Consider the following 20,988-nt stretch of genomic DNA (forward strand, 5'->3'; position numbering starts at 1 on the left):
AATCTAGTATATTTTTGTAGTATTACTTAGTTGAGAATAGAATATTTCAATAGCATTGTCTATAGCCGATTCTCTTCCTTTACTTGAACAAGACTTTATCATATATTGTTTAGGAGCTAATTGGCTAGATAAATTATCAGTTATTTGTAGCTCAATAGTTGTATTGATACAGTAACGATTGTTAATTAATTGGTTGTCGTAGTCTTTTAATTTTAGAGATATACTGATATTTGCAGAATTTTTATTATCTGTGATTATATAGTTATTTACTTGTAAATATTTTTCTAAAGAGCTATAAAAGAAGCCACTATTTTGTTTATCAATATATATTTGTATAGTTCGCTTAACATTTAAAAGTTCATTATCTATATGATTTAGAGCTTCCATGTAGTCATTGATATCAATACTAGGAGATAACACTACTAGTGCTCTTAGGCTTGATTTTATTATTTTGATATTTTTATCTGCTTGTTGCGTAATATTAAATCTATAAATAGAGCTTTTGTTATATGTAGTGGAGAGTAGTTGACTTGCTTGTTTGATATTACTACTAATTAAATCTTTTAAGTCATTTATAGTCTGCGATTTATTTATTTGAATTTCTATGTAGAATGTATTATTTGTTTGTGATTGATTTATTACTTGATAATTTGGGATTGTAACATCTGCAGAAGAAGTCGAGATCTCTTGGATAAGTTTTTGAGATACCTTATTGTTGTTAGAAATATTAGTGAAACTTGTTGTTGTTGACACAGTGACATGAAGTCTTTGGATCATATCTGCTAGAGCATTTTGAGTTGCTTTTTTTGAGGTTCTGCCTGAACCAAAACTATATAAAACTTCATCTGTGTTTGCTTGATTTGCTATAAACCATTGTGGAATGGATTCTATATTTGTATCTTCTATTTTAGATGGCTTATAGCTAGTCTTTTGCACCTGTTGGATATCAGTGTTTGTTCTAATATCATATTTCTTTTGAGTATTTGTGGAGCAACAAGATGTTAATAGACTTAATGTTATTAACATAGACAGCTTTAGCTTAAAATATCTCATTATGACAGGTATATGGTCTAAATTCGTACAATTAATGTATCTATCTTAATTTAAATTTCTTATAAACTCTATATAATGTACATTTAGGTTATTATTTTTATTTAAAACTATTAAGTATTTGGTTAGTTAACAATGTTAAATTTAGTACAGAAAATTATAGGTAGTCGCAACGATAGATTCATCAAAAAAGTTTCTAAAACAGTCCAAAAAATTAACTCTTTAGAGTCTGAGTTTGAGAAATTTAGCGATCAAGAGTTAAAAGCAAAAACTCAAGAATATAAAGATAGAGTAGCAAAAGGTGAAGCGTTAGATAATCTTCTTCCAGAGGCGTTTGCTACAGTTAGGGAAGCTGGCAAGCGTACCAAAAATATGCGTCATTATGATGTGCAGCTTATTGGCGGTATAGTACTTCACCAAGGCAAAGTAGCTGAGATGAGAACAGGTGAAGGTAAAACTTTAGTTGCAACATTACCAGCATATCTAAACGCTTTGACTGGTAATGGGGTGCATGTGATTACAGTTAATGATTACCTTGCAAAGCGTGATGCAGAATTAATGAGTGATATTTATGAATTCCTAGGATTATCAGTAGGTGTGATAGTAGCTGATCTAAATCCTGAGCAACGAAGAGAATCTTATGATTGTGATATTACATATGGAACAAACAATGAGTTTGGTTTTGACTATCTTAGAGATAATATGGCTTATGATAAAGAACAGCAAGTCCAAAGAAGTCGTAACTATGTAATTATAGATGAGGTTGATTCAATTTTAATTGATGAAGCTAGGACTCCTCTTATTATATCTGGGGCATCTGATGATAGTTCGGAGATGTATAATCTTTTCAATAGATTGGTTCCATTTCTAGAAAAGCAAGAAAAGGAAGAGTTAGAAGAGGATCAAGAGCAAAAAGATTTTTATGTTGATGAGAAATCTAAAAAAGCATATTTAACTGAAAAAGGTTATGCAAAAATTGAAAGTATGCTTAAAAAAGAGGGTATCCTTGAAGAAGATGATAATTTGTATAGTCCACATAATATTACAAAAATGCACTATTTAAATGCATGTTTGATAGCTCATTCGTTGTATCAGCTTAATATTGATTATATTGTGCGTGATCAAGAAATTGTTATTATCGATGAAAGTACTGGTAGAGCAATGCCAGGGCGTAGATGGTCAGATGGTTTGCATCAAGCGATAGAAGCTAAAGAGGGTGTCAAAATCAATGCTGAAAATCAGACAATGGCATCTATTACATTCCAGAATTTCTTTAAGCTATATAACAAAATTGCAGGTATGACTGGTACGGCAGATACCGAAGCTTTTGAGCTTCATTCTATTTATGGATTAGAAGTAATAATCATTCCTACTAATAAACCATTAATTAGAAAAGATCATCATGATGAAATCTATGGTAGTGTAAGAGAGAAGTTCGATGCTATCGTTGAGGATATCAAACAAAGAATATCTAAAGGTCAACCAGTGTTAGTTGGTACTGCATCTATTGAAGCATCTGAAGTTCTATCAACTTTACTGAAGAAAAAGAAAATTAGACACAATGTATTAAATGCTAAACAGCATGAGAAAGAAGCTAGTATTATCGCCATGGCAGGTTATCCAGGTAATGTAACGATCGCAACGAATATGGCAGGTCGAGGTACTGATATTATCTTAGGTGGTAATTTGGAAGTTGAAATTGCACAGCTTGAGGATCCTACACCAGAGGAGGTTGTCCAAATTAAGGCAGAATGGGTTAAGCGTAACGAGGTTGTCAAAAATGCAGGTGGATTATGCATTATTGGTTCAGAAAGACATGATTCACGTAGGATTGATAATCAGTTAAGAGGTCGTGCTGCTCGACAAGGTGATCCAGGTGAGAGTAAGTTCTATCTATCAATGGATGATAATCTTTTGAGGATTTTTGCTTCTCAAAGTATGGCTGAAAGAGTTAAGAAAGGTCTAAAAGGTGGTGAATCATTAGCTTTTGGTTTTATGTCAAAAGTTATATCAAAAGCTCAAGGTAAAGTTGAGAGTTATCATTTTGATATCCGTAAAAACTTACTAGAGTATGATAATGTTGTGAATACTCAGCGTAAAGTTATTTATGAGCAAAGACAAGCATTTTTAGATTCTGATGATGTTAGTGAAATTCTTACCGATATTCGTATAGATGTAGCGGAACAGTTATTTCATGACTATGTGCCTGCGGGCTCTATGCATGAGCTATGGGATCTTGAGGTTCTAGAAAAAGCACTTAAGTCTGATTTTATGATAGAGATTGACTTACAAAAGCTTTATGAAGAAGATGATAGTCTAGGAGAAGAAGATCTTAAGAAGCTTGTAAGAGAGGCTATAGAGTTTGAGTTTGCTGAGAAAACTAAAAACTTAGAAGTTGGTGCAGTTAGACAATTTGAGAAGTTCTCATTACTACAGTCATTAGATAGTCACTGGCGTGAGCATTTAAGCTCAATTGATCATCTACGTAATAGTATAAATTTACGTGGTTATGCTCAAAAAGATCCAAAAAATGAGTATAAGAAAGAAGCTTTTGAGTTGTTTTCAACTATGCTAGATAACTTTAAGTATGAGGTTATATCTTCACTTGCTAAGATAAGAATTGCTACAGAAGAAGAAACTCAAAGAGCTCAAGAAGAGTGGAAAGAGTCTATGAGTGAAATCAAAGCTGAGCATGAAAGTGTTATTGATAATAGCCAATCAGAAGATGATAAAGAGCAAGAAGAAGCACCGAAAGTTCAGCAAGTTAAGAGAGAAGGTCCAAAAATAAAAAGAAATGATCTATGTCCTTGCGGTTCGGGTAAGAAATATAAACAATGTCATGGTAAGGTTGAGTAATTATTCTTCTTAATTTAACGATAACTCAATAAATTATTTTCTCACAAGTATTTCAAAAATGATCATAATAATTAATGTAGGGCTTTCTTATGAATTCTAAAAATCGTTGCTTTGGTAATAAACCTAATCAAGAACTCTATGCAAGTTATCATGATAATGAATGGGGTGTTCCTAAATATGATGATAGGGAGCTTTTTGAGCTTTTGATATTAGAAGGAGCTCAAGCAGGTTTTAATTGGGAAACTATTTTAAAAAAGCGTCAAGGTTATCATGATGCTTTTTATAATTTTGATCTTATCAAAGTTTCAAGTATGTTAGATTCTGAACTTGAAGTTCTCCGAGACAATCCAAATATTATCCGTAATAAATTGAAAATTTACTCTACTAGAAAAAATGCTCAAGTAGTTCTTCAAATTCAAAAAGAGTTTGGTAGCTTTAGTGATTATCTATGGAAATTTGTTAATTTTAAGCAGATTAAAAATAGCTGGAGATCTCATGGTCAAGTTCCGATATCAACTACTATCAGTGAGAAAATTTCAAAAGATCTTAAGAAAAAGGGAATGAGTTTTGTTGGTCCAACTATTATTTATGCTTATATGCAGGCTGCTGGGCTAGTCAATGATCATCTGGTTAATTGTTGGTGCTATACTAGAGATATATAAAAAGTACATTTATAAAATTAAAAGTTTATAACCACTTTCTCTGAGCAGAAAGTATTTCATACATAGTCGCAATAGAATCAGGCTTGTGATTTTTGAGTTTTTTGTTATAATATGGTGTCTAGTTTTGTAACTAGATACTATGGAATAATAACAAAAAGTCAGAAGTCTATTGATTGTAGGCAGTTCTGAGGATTTAAAATCTAATAAATGGAGTAATAAATGTACGCGATAATTAAAAATGGCGGTAAGCAATACAAGGTTAAAGAAGGCGAAGTTGTTAAGCTTGAGAAATTCGATCTTGGAATTGGCAAGAAAGTTGAATTTGATACAGTTTTGATGGGTCAAACAGCGGAAGGAGAAGTTAAAATAGGCGCTCCTATTGTAGAAGGTGCTAAAGTTGTAGGCGAAGTTGTAGAACAAGGTCGTAACAAAAAAGTTAAGATAATGAAGTTCCGTCGTCGTAAGCACAGCATGAAGCAGCAAGGTCACCGTCAGTATTTTACAGCGGTAAAAGTTTCATCTATTAGTTTATAATTTTATTAAGAATATTTAAGGAGTATACAAATGGCTCATAAGAAAGCTGGTGGTAGTACTAGAAACGGAAGAGATTCAAACCCTAAGTATTTAGGTGTTAAAAGATATGGCGGTGAGTTTGTTAAAGCAGGTACAATTATCTTGCGTCAAAGAGGTACTAAGACTCATCCTGGTGTGAATGTTGGTTGTAGTAAAGATCACACTTTATTTGCTCTTAAAGATGGTACTGTTAAGTTCCATGTTGGTGGTGCTTTAAATCGTAAATTCGTTTCAATCAACGAATAATCTATATTTATCTATATCTACATTTTTTTGAAAATATCATAATTTCATAATGAGTATTTGCTGAAAAAGATATCATAATTAATTATTTTCTAGATAATCTTTACTTTAAAACTTAAAGTTAATTATATGAGTTTCTACGTACCTTTGTTTTTATTTTGTATATCATCGACTATTACACCTGGACCAAATAATATGATGTTGTTGATATCATCGATCAGATTTGGTGTGAGAAAGACATTATCTCATTATTTAGGAGTTTGTCTTGGCTTTCCTTTTATGGTTTTAATTATAGGACTTGGCTTAGAGTCAATTTTTATAAATCATCCAACACTACATACAGTGATAAAAGTTGTAGGAGGTGTTTATATGTTGTGGTTAGCTTTTAAGATAATTCTATCATCTAATTTTGATGATGAAAAAAGCAGTGAGCCGTTATTTTACTCAAGCAGCATTATTTCAGTGGATAAATCCTAAAGCTTGGATTATGGCAATTGGAGTTGTATCTACTTACACGGTTGTTAGTACAGATATGAGCTTGTTGCCTCAAGTACTTATTATACAATTATTTATATGATAGTTTCATTTCTATGTACTGGATTTTGGTTATTTGGAGGTAGCTCAGTCAAAAGAATTTTAAATAATGAAAATCATTTAAGAGTATTTAACTTAATTTTAGGGTTATTGCTTATACTTTCAATTGTACTTATGATTTTTGAGTAAGTGCTTTAGCCTTGTCTTTTTTGGAATTTAGCAGAAATAAACATACCAAGTAATACGCCTATTATAATAATTGCTATCATAATTGTCGCTAGAGCATTTATTTCAGGAGTAGGACCATTTTTGACAGTTGAGTAAATATACATTGGTAGAGTAGGGTTATCACTACCAGCTACAAACTCTGTGACAACTAAATCATCAATAGATAATGTAAATGTAAGTAATGCTGATGTAAACAATGCGGGTATAAGTTGAGGTAAAGTTATTTTAAAGAAAGTCTCTATAGGGCCAGCACCTAGATCTAGAGCAGCTTCTTCTAATGATATATCTACACTAGCTATACGTGATTGCATTACTATGGCAACATAAGCTGTACACATTGTTACATGGGCTATAACTACCGTAGTAGTTCCTCTCTCATGAGGCCAACCGATAAGATGTTGTAATGTCGAGAACATTAGTAATAGAGCTACACCAAGAATGATATCAGGCAAAACAAGAGGAGTTGCTACAAGACCATATAAAAAACTTCTCGATCTAAAAAATTTAAATCTAGCCATAGCGTAGGCTACTATAGTTCCAAGTATTGTTGCAATAATTGATGTTATTGTTGCTATCTTTAGGCTAGTAAAAGTGGCATTTATAATATCTTCATCATTAATTACTTCATGATACCAGTCAAAAGTAAAGCCACCCCATAAGTTTATAATCTGAGAGTCACTAAATGAGAAAACTACTAGGATTACTAGAGGTATGTATAAAAATACCAAGCCAAATACAAGCATTATGCTACTAAATGAAAATTTTCTCATTGCTTATACCTCCTAAACAAAAGTTCTCTTAGCTTGTATACGTTGCATCCACAGAATAGGTAATACTAGTACGACTATTAGTACTACAGATATTGCAGCAGACATACCCCAGTTGTTAGATGTGAAGAACTCTTCCCAAATAACATTTCCTATCATTAATGAATTCATCCCACCCATGATCTGTGGTACTACTACTTCACCAATAGCCGGAATAAATATTAACAAGCTACCGGCAATCAGGCCAGGCATAGATAATGGCAGAGTTATCTTAAAGAACGAGTTTATTGGTTTAGAACCTAGGTCTTCCGCTGCATCATATATACTAGGATCAATTTTTATCAATGTGCTATAAAGTGGTAATATCAAAAATGGTAAATAACAATAAACCATACCTAGATACATTGAAAAATCATTATATAACAAAGCCATACTTGATAGACCTAGATCCATTAGGAATTGATTAAGAGCATGATTGCCTAGTAATGTTACCCAAGCGTAAGTTCTAAGTAAAAATGAAGTCCAGTATGGAATAATAATCAAGACTAAGAAGAAGATTTGAGTGTTTTTTTTAGCTCTAGATAGTGCTAAAGCCATAGGGTAGCCAATTAAGATACATAAGGCAGTAGTTATGAAGGCAACCTTAAAAGATTTAAGTAATGATATAAATATAAGATTGTAATGAATTAATTCAATATAATTATTCAGATATAGGGTAAAGTTTACAGTTGAGTCTTTGAATTGCATCAAAGAAGTAACTGGTGGAGTACCATCTGCTGGTAAAGTAAAACTGATACCTATAACAAATAAGAATGGTATAAGCAAAAATACCATAAACCATACAAAAGGAACTAAGTACACTAAAGTATGTCTAAAGCTTTTCTCTAAGTTTTGCATTATGAATATAACACCATAATATTTTCTGATTCCCAAGTGAGATATACTTCATCATCCCAAGAAGGATGATCTGCATTTCTCTCAATATTGAAGTCAGTAGACTTAATAATATTGCCATTAGCAGTCCTAACATGGTAAGTAGATAACCCTCCCATATAAGCGATATCTTCAACAATACCTTTAATACAATTCACAGGTTTGTTAGGGTTATAATCTTCTGGTTTGTCTTTACTTATAACTATTTTTTCAGGACGTAATCCAACCCAGATTTCTTGATCTTCAATAGCTTCTATATTTCTTCTTAATACAAAATTAGTACCAGCTTGCTCTGAAGTTATAATACTTCGAGTTCTACTTACTGCTTCTACGCGACCTTCAAAAATTGTACTTTTACCAATAAAATTAGCTACAAATCGACTTTTAGGGAACTCATAAATTTCAGAAGGAGTGCTTACTTGTTCTAACCAGCCATCAGTCATGATACCTATTCGAGTAGACATTGTCATAGCTTCTTCTTGATCATGAGTTACCATTATAAATGTGCTACCTGTCTGTTCTTGAATATCTACAAGTTCAAACTGCATTTGATCACGCAAGTTTTTATCTAGCGCGGATAACGGTTCATCTAGGAGAATCAATTTAGGTCTTTTTGCTAAACATCTTGCTAGAGCTACACGCTGACGTTGTCCACCGGATAATTGATGTGGTTTTCTTTTAGCAAGATGATCCATTTTTATGATTTTTAGAGCAGCATCAGTAGCTTTTTCTATTTCTTCTTTTTTTAGAGATTTCTCTTGCTTTAAACCAAACATAATATTTTGTTTAACATTCATATGCGGAAAAAGAGCGTATGATTGAAACATCATATTAACAGGTCTTTTGTATGGTGGAGTATTAGACATATCTACACCATCAATAATTATCTTGCCATCAGTAGGTCTTTCAAAGCCCGCTAGCATTCTAAGAAGAGTACTTTTACCACTTCCTGATCCGCCTAGCAAAGAAAAAAACGCTTTTGGATAAACATCAAGATTAACAGAGTCAACAGCTAAATGACCATCATCAAACTGCTTCGAAAGGTTCTTTATAGAAACCAAAGGTTTTTTTGAAGATTTTTGCATCTTTAGTTCTATATAAATTAGTTAAGATTCTTAATAATAAGCAATTTTTATATAGAAAAAAAGTAAATATTAGAATTAATAACTATTATTTATATTATTGTATCTTTATCGTTTTGTTAAACTGACTAACAATAATAAGTATAATGTAAATAGTGGCATTATATTTGGTAGTTAAATATGGACAAATTATCATCGGTTTTTGTTAATGTAGATGAAGAATTTACTAGATTATATATTGAAACCTGAAATATCAAATTTACCTGATTGGTTTGATGGAAAGCTTTTGAGAGTCGGACCAGCTAAGTTTGAATATGGAAATATTAAATTGTATCATTGGTTTGATGGATTAGCTATGCTGTATAGCTTTGGATGTAATGATAAGGAAATTTATTTTTCAAATAAATACTTACGATCTGAGCAATATCTAGCTACCACTAAAGGACGTATGAAGTTCGATGAGTTTGGTACAGTTGCGCCTTATAAAATTTGCTAGACTAAAATCATTAATCAAAACTCTATTAGGAATTAAGGTAGAAAAACCAAGTTGTAATGTAAATATCCTAAAAGTGAAAGATAGTTTATTGGTAACTAGTGAAGTAACTACTATGATTGAGTTTGATAAAGATGATCTATAAACATTAAACGAATTTAGATTTGGTGATAAAATCAAAGGACAGTTTAGCTGTACGCATCCTTAATTCGATCCTATAACAAAAGAGCAGTTTAACTTTGTCGTCGATATATCAAAAAAATGTAAATATACTATTTATAAAATTGCTAAAAATTCTTCAGAAAGAATAAAAATATATGAGTTCTATGATAATCAATTTATATATAACCATATGCTATTTCTTACAGAGAACTATGTTGTTTTATATTTAGGTCCATTAAGAGCAAATCCACTTGATTTTTTGACTAACCCTATTTCAGAGGTGATCTCGCATGATCTAAATGCAAAGTGTAAATTAGTGCTTATCAATCGAAAAACACATAAAGTGAGCATGTCGGATATTTCAAGTATAGTTTTTCTTCATAGTGTTAATGCTTTTGAAGAAAATAATAAGATATATTTAGACTTTATTGAGTATATCGATAATCTTGAACCATATAAGAAATACTATTTTAAAAATATTGAAGAGGGTGATTGTAAATTAAAGACGCAATTTACACGAATTATTGTTGATGTTAATTGTAATTCTATAGACAGAAAAATGGTTACTACTCTTAATGTAGAGTTTCCAAGGATTAATGAGAAATTTCTAGTAAAAAACTATCGTTATGTTTATCTTGCTAAGCGTACAACTCAAGGAGAATTTTTTAATAGCATAATAAAAATAGATTTATCAAATAATGATATTTTTGAATACTGCTTTGGAAATAATTTTGTCTCAGAACCTATATTTATAGCTAATCCACAAGCTCAAACTGAAGATGATGGTCTTATATTTGTAAATGTTGTCGATACGGACAAGAAACTTAGTTATATTGTCTATTTAAATGCAACTGATTTAAGTTTAGTATATAAAACATATTTGCCAATCTTAATTCCACCAGCTCTGCATGGGGTATACTTAAAGTAGTATTTTATGAAAAATGTAATTTTTGATTTTGATTCAATATTGATTAAAAAAGAATCATTAGAGTTGATCTTAGAGCCATTATTAAAACAAATTCTTTCAAAGCTAAAAGAAATTGAGCATATTACCAATTTAGGTATGCAAGGAGACATTTGTTTTAGAGAATCTCTTGAAAGAAGATTAGCTATTGCAAGTCTAACAAAGCAAAGTATCAAAGATTTTGCAGACAAGTATTGTCCTGATTTATTGACAAATGGTATCAAAAAAATAATCGAAACACTTAGAAATAAAGGTTATCAGATATGGATTTTTAGTGGTGGATTAACTGAGAGTATCGAGCCATTTACAGATTATTTGCATATTCCACGAGACAATATATTTGCAGTAGATATTGTTTGGAATGAAGATGGAAGCTTTAAGACTCTGGATAACTCTAATGGATCATGTGATTCAAAGTTAAGTGCTTTTGATAAAGTCAAAGATTTGATAAATGGTGAAATTATAGCTATTGGTGATGGTTATACAGATTATCAGTTATATGAAAGCGGTTATGCTAATAAGTTCATAGCGTATTTTGAACATGTTGAAAGAGAAAAAGTTTCACAATTATCTAAATATATAGCTAGAAATGTAGGTGATTTAGAGCTATTGTTTTTCTAACTTTTTGGCAGATACTACTGAGTGAATAAATGCTATAAACAATACTAGTATTCCCATAGAGCCACTAAACCATTCTGGAATATGAATGAATATCTTTAGTAATAGTACAGCTGCTAAAAAACCAATAGCGTAGTGAGCACCATGTTCTAAATATATATATTTTGCCAGAGTTTTCTTTTCTACAAATAGTATGGTCAGTGATCTTACAAACATTGCACCAATACCAAGACCGATCATAATTATGATAATGTTTGCTGTAATAGCGAATGCACCAATTACACCATCAAAACTAAATGATGCATCTATTATTTCAAGGTAAATAAATCCCATTATGCCGTTGCGAGCAACTGTCGAGCTATCTATATGTGATGTATCAAATATGGAGTTAAGCATACCAATGCTTTCATGTACAACTATGCCCAAAAAGTAAGCAATTGCTAAACCGCCTTGATAATCAGGTTCTGCATCATAGATGATTATTAAACCAATAAAAATTGCAAATAGAATATATCCACCATTATAATCACGTATTTTTCTTGTAACCCTATTGTTTTCAACTATAGGTATCCAATGATGACCTTCATTTTCACTGAGAAAAAAGTTCAGAAAAACCATAAGTAAGAAACTACCACCAAAACTACAGATATAAGGCATCGAATGCTCTAATATATTTTGATACTGTTGAGGATTGTTTAGAGCAAGTGTAATTACGTTAGCAAAGTTAATACCACTTGTGACACTTACCAATAGAATTGGGAATAATAAACGCATACCAAAAACTGCAATTGGTAAACCTAAGTAAATAAAGATTTTTTGCCATTTTTGTGGCATTTGTCCAAGAATTTTTGCATTTATGACAGCATTGTCAAAACTAAGAGAAATTTCAAGTATAGCCAAAATTAATACGGAGTATATTGTTTCTAATGGAGTAGTTGGATAAATAAATATAGCAATACCGATAACCATAAGAGTTACAAAAAAAGAACCATAGAAGTATTTTAAAATTTTCAAAGCGATCAAAAAGTATGTTTTTAACGAGTAGATTTTAACATATAATGATATTTTACAAGATATTTTCAAGGTAGTTATATATCGTTAGCTTTGTATACGATTATTTTTTTAGGATTATGTTTCTTTTTATGGCGTAATTTTATGAAAAATAAGGAATATGCTGTAGATGTTGCTCAACGTTCAACGGCAAAATATGATTTAGAGTTGCTAGATGAAACTGTTTGTTTACGTAAAATGGATGTTAGCTTGAAAATAGGCGTTTAGTTTTTTTATAGAGTATATTCATTCGACTATAACAGTTCATCATCTGATGACAGATTTAGAGGATATATAGTAATTAGAAACGGTAGGCTTGATGATATTGTTATATCAGAATTTGAGAAGGCTGATGTTGTTCGAGAAAATATAGTATCTGAACAATTTGAGGATTCTCAATCACGATCATCAGTACATAAATTATAAACTTTGATGAAGAAGGAAAATTATGATTATTCATTTACACCAATTACCAAGGTTAAAAGGCAGAAATTATAGCTGTAGTCCTTTTTGTTTAAAACTTGAATTATATTTAAAAGCCACAGATTTAAGTTATCAGAATCATTTTAGTTTGGAGTTTAATAAGTCACCAACAGGTAAGATACCATATATAGAGACTATGGGGAAGAAATTTGCTGATAGCAATCTCATTATCGAAATGTTGGATAAGCAAAATCATAATAATTTGGATGAGCATCTAAATTCTGAGCAAAAAGCCATATCTACAGCATTTATAAGACTATGTGAGGATAGCTTGTATTGGGTTGGAGTATATAGTCGTTGGGCTGATAAAGGTAATTATACATGGAGGAAGGATTTTCTAGAATCCACTAAACTACCAAAGGCCATGGCAAGTATAGTTTATCCTGTTGCAAAGAGAAATATTCTGCGCCAATTAAAGGCTGCTGGTGTTACAAACCTAACCAATAATGAAATTTATTCAAAAGCTGAGCGTGATTTAAAGGCTATAGCAGATTATTTGGGTGAAAAAGAGTATTTCTTCAATTCTAAGCTATCATTAGTAGACTTGGTAGTGTTTAGCTTTCTAATTAATATTGCTGACGGCAGTTGTGGGCGAAGACTGCAGAACTTTTTGGTTAGTCTTAAACTTGATAATTTTATTAAAAATATGCAAGAATCATTTGAGCTTGATTTTTAATCTACTCACCTACTTTTCTACTAAGTAAGTAGTACTTTAAAGAATAATAATTTAACACGATTTGCTGTTTGACTAGTTCAAATAGCTTTAAAACGGCTTGCCGCTAATATGAGGAGGATATGTAAGTGCAGCATATAGAAGCAAAACACAGAACGAAATATTTTATTTCACTGTTTTTATTGCAATTATTTGAAAGGTTCAGTTTTTTTGGTTTCTTTTATATCTTAATATTCTTTTGCATAAATAAGTTAAATCTTACAGAGTCGTATGCTTCAATATTTGCAGGTTCTTTTACTGCTCTTTGTTATGTTTTAAGCTCATTAGGGGGCTTTATTTCTGATAAAGCTTTAGGTGTTAGAAGAACCTTAATAGCTGGTGGTATCTGTTTACTATTAGGTTATTCATTATTAGCAACCAGTGATATGCTAATGAATTTTTCGATTTATATTGGATTGGCAATGATTATTGTTGGAGCATGTTTATTTGTGCCAATGACTTTAAACAGTGTGTCTAGATTATATGCAGGAGATCCAGCAAAGTTAGATTCTATATATACTTATTTTAATATGGCTAACAATATTGGGGCATTATTAGGTGCTATTTTAATACCTTATTTAAGTAGTGCAGATTCATGCGGTTTAGAAAATAGACATTATGGAATTGCTTTAGGGGTGTGCGCTTGTGGAGTGTTATTAGCTCTTGGCAATATATTTATGAATAAGAAATTATTTTCAACAATAGCTGCGCCAGTTGGTAAAAAAACACTTAGTTTTCAGCAGTTAGTTTTAGCTATAATAGGTATAATATTTTTTGTATCAGTAGTTACTGGATTACTTTATTTTAGTATTCTAATTATCATCGTGCTGGTTTTAGCAGTAGTTATGATTGTTGGTTATTTTATAAATATTACTTTTCAGCAGAATAAAGAGTATCGTTTGAAAATGTTACTTTTATTAGTATTTATATTTTACGCAACAATATTTTTTATGACCTATGCTCAAAAAACAACGTCATTTTTCTTATTTAATGTTCATCATGTAGATTTGAATGTTTTAGGTATTAAGCTAAATTCACAAACTGTACCTGGGCTTTTAAATACGTCAGGAATTTTAATTTTCTCTCCAATTCTTGCTATATATTTTAACAAGATAGGTGATAGATTAAGATCAACTAGCAAGTTTGCTTTATGTTTATTATTTGCTGGTATATGTTATGCGTTCTTGTACTTTGTGTGCATATTTAATAATCCTTCTTCAAAAGTGTCATTTTGGTGGGAAGTAGTAGCCGTTGGGGTATTTTTTTCATGGGCTGAGATTATGGCAACAGCTGTTGGTTTATCTTTGATAACTCAACTTGTTCCTACTAAGGTAAGAGGCTTTTGTATGGGAATGTGGTTCTTAACTTGGGCTGTTGGGATCAAGCTTGGTGCATACGTGGCTTCGCTTTATGCTAGTAAAGATTTAGCCAACTCTAAAAGCGCTCTACTAGTTGGTCAAGCTAAAATTAATAGCTATTTGGGATATGAGAATTTGTTTATGTGGATAGCTATAGTTACTATAGTTGTAGCTTGTTCACTTCTAGTTTTAAAAAATAAAATTAATAATGTAATTTATAAATAATGTGGTAAATTTATGAATATTCTAAAAGTTAGTAAACAAACTTTGAGAAATAACATTAAGATTATTCGAGAGTATGTTGGCAACGCTAAGATATGTTTTCCTATTAAGGCAAATGCTTATGGACATGGTATTGAAGAGATAGTAGAAAATACGCATGATTTAGTTGATTTTTTTGCAGTGGCTAACTCTTTAGAGGCTTTTAGAGTTACTGCTATTACTAAAAAGCCCGTGCTAGTATTTGGAGTAATATACTATGAGTATCTTGAAAAAATGGTCTCTGAAAATATTAGAGTTAGTATTCAGGATCATGATGATATTGAAAAGTTAGAGCAAATAGCAAAAGAGCTTAATAAAAAGATATATGTTCATGTTAATGTAAATACTGGCATGAACCATATGGGTGTTTGTTGCAATGATGTTTGTAGAACTATAAAGAGAGTTTATGATTCTAAATGGATTATACTTGAGGGTGTATATAGCCATTTGGCATGTGCTGATAATAGAGATCATCCAACTAATGTTAAGCAGAAAAAAAGATTTTCAGAAATTGTTGATTATGCTAAAGAGTTATCTCAAGACATAATTTGTCATCTATCGAATTCTTATGGCTTTCTCGGTGACAAAGAAATTTGTTACGATATGGTTAGGCCTGGAATCCTTATTTATGGTTTTCTTCCAGAGTTTTATGTTGAAAGATCAATTAGAGAAATAAAACCTATCGCAAGGTTATTATCAAAAGTAGTTAAGATAATTGAATTAGAAGAGAGTGATGGAGTGGGCTATTCTATGATATACAGAGGTTTCGATGGCGAAAAAGTTGCAGTGATCCCTATTGGTTATGGTGATGGATTTCCAAGAGAACTTGGAGATCGAGGTTTTGTTAATATTGATAATGTAATGTATCCAATTGCTGGTAGAATGAGTATGGACGGTTTGACAGTCTCATTAGGTCATAATGAGCATAATGTTAAAGTTGGAGATGTTGTAGAGTTAATATCTGATATTCCACGCAATAGGAACAGTGCTTTTTTAATGGCTAAACAAGTCAACATCATTGAGTATGACATCATGAGTACGCTAAATGATAGAATTATAAGAGAGGTTATATAATAGCTAAAGTATTTACAAGGAAGGTCATTCACAGTAAACTCATAATTACATTAATAATTTTAAATTAAAGGATAACATGGAAAAGAAAAGTCTTTCCACCCTTAGCTTAGTAGCTATGGGTGTTGGTGCTATTATGGGATCAGGATGGATGTTCGCAGCTCAGTATACTTCTCAAGAAGCTGGGCCAGGATCTATTCTTTCTTGGATAGTTGGTGCTATTTTAATGGTCTTTATAGCTTTAGTATTTGCTGAGGTTTGTTCAATTGTACCTGTTGAGGGATCTACCTCTCGTATTCCTCATATTACACATGGAACTATGACAAGCTATATGTTTGCATGGATTACTTGGATATCATACTTAGTTTTGGCACCAATAGAAGTTCAAGCCGTTATTCAATATTTAGCCGTATTTTATCCTTCGCTTATCGATGCTAGTAGAGATGGTGCTTTGTCGATGGCTGGATTACCTTTAGCGATAATCTTTCTTTTAGGATTCTGTGTTATTAATTTTTATTCACTTAAATGGTTAGCAAAAATTAATAATATTGTTACTTTGTTTAAAGTTGCTGTACCAATATTCATATCTATTGTATTTATTATTTTTTGTTTTTCATTACCAGCTTTAAAGGATGTAAAGGCTGAAGAGTTATCATTTATGCCATTTGGCTTTAATGGTGTATTGGCTGCAGTTTCGGTTGGTGGTATTGCCTACGCGTTTACTGGTTTTAAAACTATTGTAGAATTAGCAGGTAGTACAAAAAATCCTAAGAAATCAATTCCAGTAGCAACGGTCGGAGCCGTTTTGATTTGTTTGGTTATTTTTCTATTTTTGCAGGCGGCTTATTTATTGGTGATGTCAAAATTTGTGCATAACAATGATTGGCAAGGTGTTGTCATGCCAGGGGCTACTTCATCTGGTTTTGGACCATTTGCTGTGATGGCTCAGAGTTTTGGAGTTAAGTGGGTTATGTATCCATTGTACTTCGGAGCTATAGTTTTCCCACTTATGGCTGGTTTAATTTACTTTAGTATTGCAATGAAGTCGTTAGGTGCAATGGTACATAATGGTTATCTACCAAGTATTTTAGGAAAGTTAAGTCCAATTATGCAAAAACCAATTTATGCTATTGGTCTTAATTTCTTGATAGCTTTAGTTATGTTTGCACCATTTCCTGGTTGGAAGGAAATGGCTACTTTCTTAACATCTTTGATAGCTCTTACATATATTACTGGTCCAACATCTACTATGGCACTTAGACATCATTTACCTGATATGCATAGACCATTTAGGCTTAAAGGTGCTTATTTATTATCAACTTTAGGTATGTTTGCAGCTACTTTAGTATTTTTATGGAGTGGTTGGGCAATAGTTTCAAAGGCGGGTATTGCTTTAATTATTGCTTTGGTTATGCTTGGTGTTTATAGAACTTTTAGAAAGGATAGGTCAGAAGAGATTCATTGGAATCTTAGAGAATCTATATGGTTCTGGATATATATAGTTTTAGTAACATTAGTTTCATACTTTAGTTCATTTGGGGGAACTGGAGATTTTGATTTATACTGGAGTTCAGCAATAATTCTTGTGATCAGTTTTATTGTTGTTACTATTGCAAAAAATCTATGCTTACCAGCGGAAGATATGCAAGAAGGAATCAAAAAAGTGGTCAGTGATGATAATTATATCTAAATAAATATTTCTATCTTATTATTTCATAATGTATTATATTGTTTAGACAAGCTTATTAATAACATATTATGATTAAAGTATCTTTTCAGGGTGAGCATGGAGCTTACTCTGAGCAGGCAATAACTAGTTTTTTAAATCAACAAAATATCAAAGATTTTCAGACTATTCCATGTTTCTCATTTTCTGAAGCTATTGAATACACAATAACTGGTAAGTCAAATTTTGTCATGATCCCTGTTGAAAACTCATTAGCAGGATCTGTTGTACCTGCTAATGATGAGTTAATCAAAAGTAATTTAAAAGTAAAAGCTGAAGTAGTATTAAAAATTAAGCATTGCTTAATGGGATTAGAAGGGGTTCAGTTTTCTGATGTCAAAAGTGTAATATCTCATCCGCAAGCACTATCACAATGCTCAACAAGTCTTAATAAATTAAAGCTTGTTCCAGAAGCATTTGTTGATACTGCAGGAGCGGCAAAGTATATTTTTGAAAAAAATATAAAAGAACATTTAGCAATAGCTGGGGAACTTGCTGCAAAAACATACGGATTAAAGATTTTCCAAGAGGAGTTTGAAGACGAGCACTTTAATTATACACGTTTCTTATTAATGGGATATGATGATATCCAGCTCGACTCGGATAACAATAAATATAAAACAACATTAATTTTTTCTGTTGAAGATAAGTCAAATGCACTTGTAAATACTTTGAATGTATTTGGTAAACATAATATTAATCTTACAAAAATAGAGTCTAGACTATCAAGAAATAGAGCTTGGAATTATCTGTTTTTTATAGATATTGAGGGATCTGAGGATGATGAAAATGTTCAGAAAGCTTTATTAGAAGTACTTAAGAAGAGCACTTTCTTAAAAGTTTTAGGTTCATACAAGAGTTATCATTATAATTAATGGAAATAATTATGAAAAAAATATTTAGTTTTATAATAATTTTTTTTAGTGTTGTTTTTGGATATACTCAAGATGATATAACAGTTTTATCTTTAAATGACTTTCATGGTCAAGTTGAGCCCAATAAAGACATGGTTGGAGCAGCAAAGATAGCTAGTTTTATTGGTGATTACAAAAAAACACATCCGAACTTAGTAGTTGTAGCAGCAGGAGATAATTATCAAGGTACTGGCATATCAAATATCTCACATGGTAATGTTGTCAATGATTTCTTTGATTATATGGGAGTTAAGTACTCTGCTGTAGGTAATCATGATTTTGATTATGGTCAAAAGTGGTTTAAGCATTGGTATGAAAAGAATGGTATCAGATTTTTAGCTGCAAACATTAGTTATAAAGATGACTCGCTATTCGATTATTTTTATAGAAAATATACAAGTCAGGATTCTTTGGCTTATATTAAGCCATTTGGTTATGAAACATTGCCTAGTGGTAAAACAATATACTTTATAGGATTAGCGACTCTAGAAACCGCTAAAACTACAGCAGAGAAAAATATTTCTAATCTTAAATTCACAGATCCTGTTACAAGTGCTAACAAATGGGTTAAATATATAAGTAACTATAATATGCATAATCTCCCAAAACCGGATACGATAGTTTTACTTACACATATTCCTGCTGATCAACAAAACTCTGAAGTCTTTTTCACAAAGAGGGCTGATTTAGGCGATGAGTCAGAGATATATGCAGTAGTAAATGGCGTTGATGGTATTTCAGCTGTATTGACTGGACATAGCCATAAATTTGTTAATGGTATTAAAAATGGCGTTGTAGTAGAGCAAGGAGAGAGTCAAGGTAAGGATATAAGTGTCTTGCACTATGATTGCCACACATCAGATGTATGCAAGGTAACTCTAGAGGTTATTAATTTAGCACAAGCAACAAAAAATCTTGAGCCAAATAAGGATGTTAACAATATACTAGCTAAGTATAATAACTCTGTCAAAGCCGAGCTTGATAAGGTCATAACTAATGCCCCTAGAGAGTTGTCAGATGAAGCTCAAGATGGTTATTATAATATTCCCTTAACATATACACTAGCAAATATCATCAAGGGTCAAACAGCTTCTGATTTAGCGCTCGTTAATTCACATGGTGTTAGAAGATCTCTACCTCAAGGTGATATTACTTATGGAATGATCTATGAAACAATACCTTTTGATAATATGGTTGTTACATTAGATATCAAAGGCAGTGATTTGCTTAAGCTTATTGAGCATAGTATACAGTCACTTGGAGATAAACAAGTAGGAGTGCTTGCAGGATTGAAAGTTTCATTGGATAGCGCTGGTAATATAAAAGATGTCTTAATAGATGGTAAACTATTAAATGAAAAGCAAACATATAAGCTTGCAACGATTGATTTTTTAACTACAGGTGGTGATGGTTTTGTATTTGATAATATTAAAAATTATAAAGACAGTAATATTACGATAAGAGATATGATAGCGGATTATTGGTCAAAAAATAGTGCAGATATTGCTCAAGGTTGGCAAAATATAGTAGTAGAATAATTGATGTCATATAAAGTTGATATAGTCTATAAAAATGTTAAAAATCTTAAAATCTCTTTGAGCAAAGATGGTTTAATTACGGTAGTTTCACCAAAAGGTATTACAAAAAAAGAAATTTTAGAGTTATTGAAAACAAAGAAAGCATGGATAGATAAACAAACTCAAAGATTGCAGAACAATCAAAGATTTGACTACTATAATTATAGTTTGAATGATGGTGATCTTATTTATTTTTTAGGTAGAGAGTATCCTATCCGAGTTATTCAATCAAAGCATAATGTAGTTAATTATTATGATGATTATATTGAATTTCTGTTAAATCCTAGTGTTATCAGTAATAGAGAGTTTAAATTACAACTGCTAGAAGAGTTTTATAGAGATCAGGCAGATATTATTTTCAATAATCTAGTGGCAAAGTATTTAAAAATCACTAATCAAGAAATCAACAGAGTAACTATTAAAAAAACAAAGACTCGTTGGGGATCATGTAATTATATCAAAAAGACAATTAATCTAAACTTTAACCTTATATTAAGAGATATAGAAGCTATAGAATATGTGGTATTACATGAAATAGCTCATTTAACGCATCCAAATCATTCAAAAGAATTTTATAACTATATTTCATGCTATATGCCTGATTGGAAAGTTAGAGAAAAAAGATTAAAATAAGATATAATTTAAGTGGTTTTATTGTTTTATTTCAGCTT

The 20,988-nt window shown here is 31.3% G+C and carries 20 protein-coding genes and 1 pseudogene; 16 read left to right on the forward strand and 5 right to left on the reverse strand.

Features of this window, described 5'->3' with window-relative positions; genetic code table 11:
- Positions 1 to 3: 3 nt before the first annotated feature.
- Complete coding sequence (locus FNO12_RS03430; RefSeq protein ID WP_041257361.1) at positions 4 to 1,053, reverse strand: LPP20 family lipoprotein; 1,050 nt, start codon at positions 1,051 to 1,053, stop codon at positions 4 to 6.
- A 132-nt stretch (positions 1,054 to 1,185) separates the two neighbouring features.
- Between FNO12_RS03430 and secA the strand changes: the two genes are divergently transcribed.
- The 5 genes from secA (at position 1,186) to FNO12_RS10365 (ending at position 5,861) form a co-directional block, all read left to right on the forward strand.
- Entirely contained in the window at positions 1,186 to 3,906 is a 2,721-nt protein-coding gene (gene secA / locus FNO12_RS03435; protein ID WP_014715210.1) for a preprotein translocase subunit SecA, read from the forward strand.
- Between the two features lie 89 nt (positions 3,907 to 3,995).
- Positions 3,996 to 4,568 carry a DNA-3-methyladenine glycosylase I gene (locus FNO12_RS03440; protein ID WP_014715211.1) on the forward strand — a complete coding sequence of 191 codons (573 nt, stop codon included), beginning with the start codon at positions 3,996 to 3,998 and terminating at the stop codon, positions 4,566 to 4,568.
- Between the two features lie 219 nt (positions 4,569 to 4,787).
- Positions 4,788 to 5,102 carry a 50S ribosomal protein L21 gene (rplU, locus tag FNO12_RS03450; RefSeq protein WP_030003411.1) on the forward strand — a complete coding sequence of 105 codons (315 nt, stop codon included), beginning with the start codon at positions 4,788 to 4,790 and terminating at the stop codon, positions 5,100 to 5,102.
- 30 nt (positions 5,103 to 5,132) lie between these two features.
- A complete protein-coding gene (rpmA, locus tag FNO12_RS03455) occupies positions 5,133 to 5,387 on the forward strand; it encodes a 50S ribosomal protein L27 (protein WP_014715214.1) in 255 nt (84 codons plus the stop codon).
- Between the two features lie 126 nt (positions 5,388 to 5,513).
- Positions 5,514 to 5,861: a LysE family translocator gene (locus FNO12_RS10365; protein ID WP_231138823.1), complete on the forward strand. Its 348-nt coding sequence runs from the start codon at positions 5,514 to 5,516 to the stop codon at positions 5,859 to 5,861.
- A gap of 251 nt (positions 5,862 to 6,112) precedes the next feature.
- On the opposite strand, the gene FNO12_RS03465 is transcribed toward FNO12_RS10365, so the two are convergent.
- The 3 genes from FNO12_RS03465 to FNO12_RS03475 are packed head-to-tail and all read right to left on the reverse strand — an operon-like array spanning position 6,113 to position 8,931.
- Positions 6,113 to 6,916: an ABC transporter permease gene (locus tag FNO12_RS03465; protein WP_014715215.1), complete on the reverse strand. Its 804-nt coding sequence runs from the start codon at positions 6,914 to 6,916 to the stop codon at positions 6,113 to 6,115.
- Positions 6,917 to 6,928: 12 nt separating this feature from the next.
- On the reverse strand, positions 6,929 to 7,810 hold the full coding sequence (locus FNO12_RS03470; RefSeq protein WP_014715216.1) for an ABC transporter permease: 882 nt from the start codon (positions 7,808 to 7,810) through the stop codon (positions 6,929 to 6,931).
- Complete coding sequence (locus FNO12_RS03475; protein ID WP_014715217.1) at positions 7,810 to 8,931, reverse strand: ABC transporter ATP-binding protein; 1,122 nt, start codon at positions 8,929 to 8,931, stop codon at positions 7,810 to 7,812. The genes FNO12_RS03470 and FNO12_RS03475 overlap by 1 nt, the downstream gene beginning before the upstream one ends.
- A 211-nt stretch (positions 8,932 to 9,142) precedes the next feature.
- On the opposite strand from FNO12_RS03475, the gene FNO12_RS10370 reads away from it, so the two are divergent.
- The 3 genes from FNO12_RS10370 to FNO12_RS03485 all read left to right on the forward strand — a co-directional run bounded on the left by FNO12_RS10370 (position 9,143) and on the right by FNO12_RS03485 (position 11,168).
- A complete protein-coding gene (locus FNO12_RS10370) occupies positions 9,143 to 9,424 on the forward strand; it encodes a carotenoid oxygenase family protein (protein ID WP_041257363.1) in 282 nt (93 codons plus the stop codon).
- Positions 9,425 to 9,671: 247 nt separating this feature from the next.
- The gene (locus FNO12_RS10375) at positions 9,672 to 10,511 is read left to right on the forward strand and encodes a carotenoid oxygenase family protein (protein WP_231138840.1); all 840 of its coding nucleotides are present in this window, start codon (positions 9,672 to 9,674) and stop codon (positions 10,509 to 10,511) included.
- 6 nt (positions 10,512 to 10,517) lie between these two features.
- Positions 10,518 to 11,168, forward strand: coding sequence for an HAD-IB family phosphatase (locus tag FNO12_RS03485; RefSeq protein WP_014715218.1), 651 nt, complete (start codon positions 10,518 to 10,520; stop codon positions 11,166 to 11,168).
- On the opposite strand, the gene FNO12_RS03490 is transcribed toward FNO12_RS03485, so the two are convergent.
- Positions 11,154 to 12,179 (reverse strand): DUF475 domain-containing protein, encoded by a 1,026-nt coding sequence (locus FNO12_RS03490; protein ID WP_014715219.1) that lies wholly within the window; start codon positions 12,177 to 12,179, stop codon positions 11,154 to 11,156. The two genes, FNO12_RS03485 and FNO12_RS03490, sit on opposite strands and share 15 nt — an antisense overlap.
- Before the next feature lie 78 nt (positions 12,180 to 12,257).
- Between FNO12_RS03490 and FNO12_RS11725 the strand changes: the two are divergent.
- The 8 genes and pseudogenes from FNO12_RS11725 to FNO12_RS03530 all read left to right on the forward strand — a co-directional run bounded on the left by FNO12_RS11725 (position 12,258) and on the right by FNO12_RS03530 (position 20,950).
- Positions 12,258 to 12,667, forward strand: a pseudogene (locus FNO12_RS11725) (DUF3301 domain-containing protein).
- Positions 12,667 to 13,374 (forward strand): glutathione S-transferase family protein, encoded by a 708-nt coding sequence (locus FNO12_RS03500; protein WP_094888845.1) that lies wholly within the window; start codon positions 12,667 to 12,669, stop codon positions 13,372 to 13,374. Before FNO12_RS11725 ends, FNO12_RS03500 begins: the two are co-directional and overlap by 1 nt.
- Before the next feature lie 125 nt (positions 13,375 to 13,499).
- Positions 13,500 to 14,993 (forward strand): peptide MFS transporter, encoded by a 1,494-nt coding sequence (locus FNO12_RS03505; RefSeq protein WP_014715221.1) that lies wholly within the window; start codon positions 13,500 to 13,502, stop codon positions 14,991 to 14,993.
- A gap of 12 nt (positions 14,994 to 15,005) precedes the next feature.
- Positions 15,006 to 16,103, forward strand: a complete 1,098-nt coding sequence (alr, locus tag FNO12_RS03510) for an alanine racemase (protein ID WP_014715222.1) — start codon at positions 15,006 to 15,008, stop codon at positions 16,101 to 16,103.
- A gap of 76 nt (positions 16,104 to 16,179) precedes the next feature.
- Positions 16,180 to 17,790, forward strand: coding sequence for an APC family permease (locus FNO12_RS03515; protein WP_014715223.1), 1,611 nt, complete (start codon positions 16,180 to 16,182; stop codon positions 17,788 to 17,790).
- Positions 17,791 to 17,858: 68 nt separating this feature from the next.
- Complete coding sequence (pheA, locus tag FNO12_RS03520; protein WP_014715224.1) at positions 17,859 to 18,701, forward strand: prephenate dehydratase; 843 nt, start codon at positions 17,859 to 17,861, stop codon at positions 18,699 to 18,701.
- Positions 18,702 to 18,712: 11 nt separating this feature from the next.
- Positions 18,713 to 20,278, forward strand: coding sequence for a bifunctional metallophosphatase/5'-nucleotidase (locus FNO12_RS03525; protein ID WP_231138825.1), 1,566 nt, complete (start codon positions 18,713 to 18,715; stop codon positions 20,276 to 20,278).
- Positions 20,279 to 20,281: 3 nt separating this feature from the next.
- Complete coding sequence (locus tag FNO12_RS03530) at positions 20,282 to 20,950, forward strand: M48 family metallopeptidase (RefSeq protein WP_014715226.1); 669 nt, start codon at positions 20,282 to 20,284, stop codon at positions 20,948 to 20,950.
- The last annotated feature ends 38 nt before the right edge of the window (positions 20,951 to 20,988 follow it).

The sequence above is a fragment of the Francisella orientalis FNO12 genome, from assembly GCF_001042525.2.
Classification (GTDB): domain Bacteria; phylum Pseudomonadota; class Gammaproteobacteria; order Francisellales; family Francisellaceae; genus Francisella; species Francisella orientalis.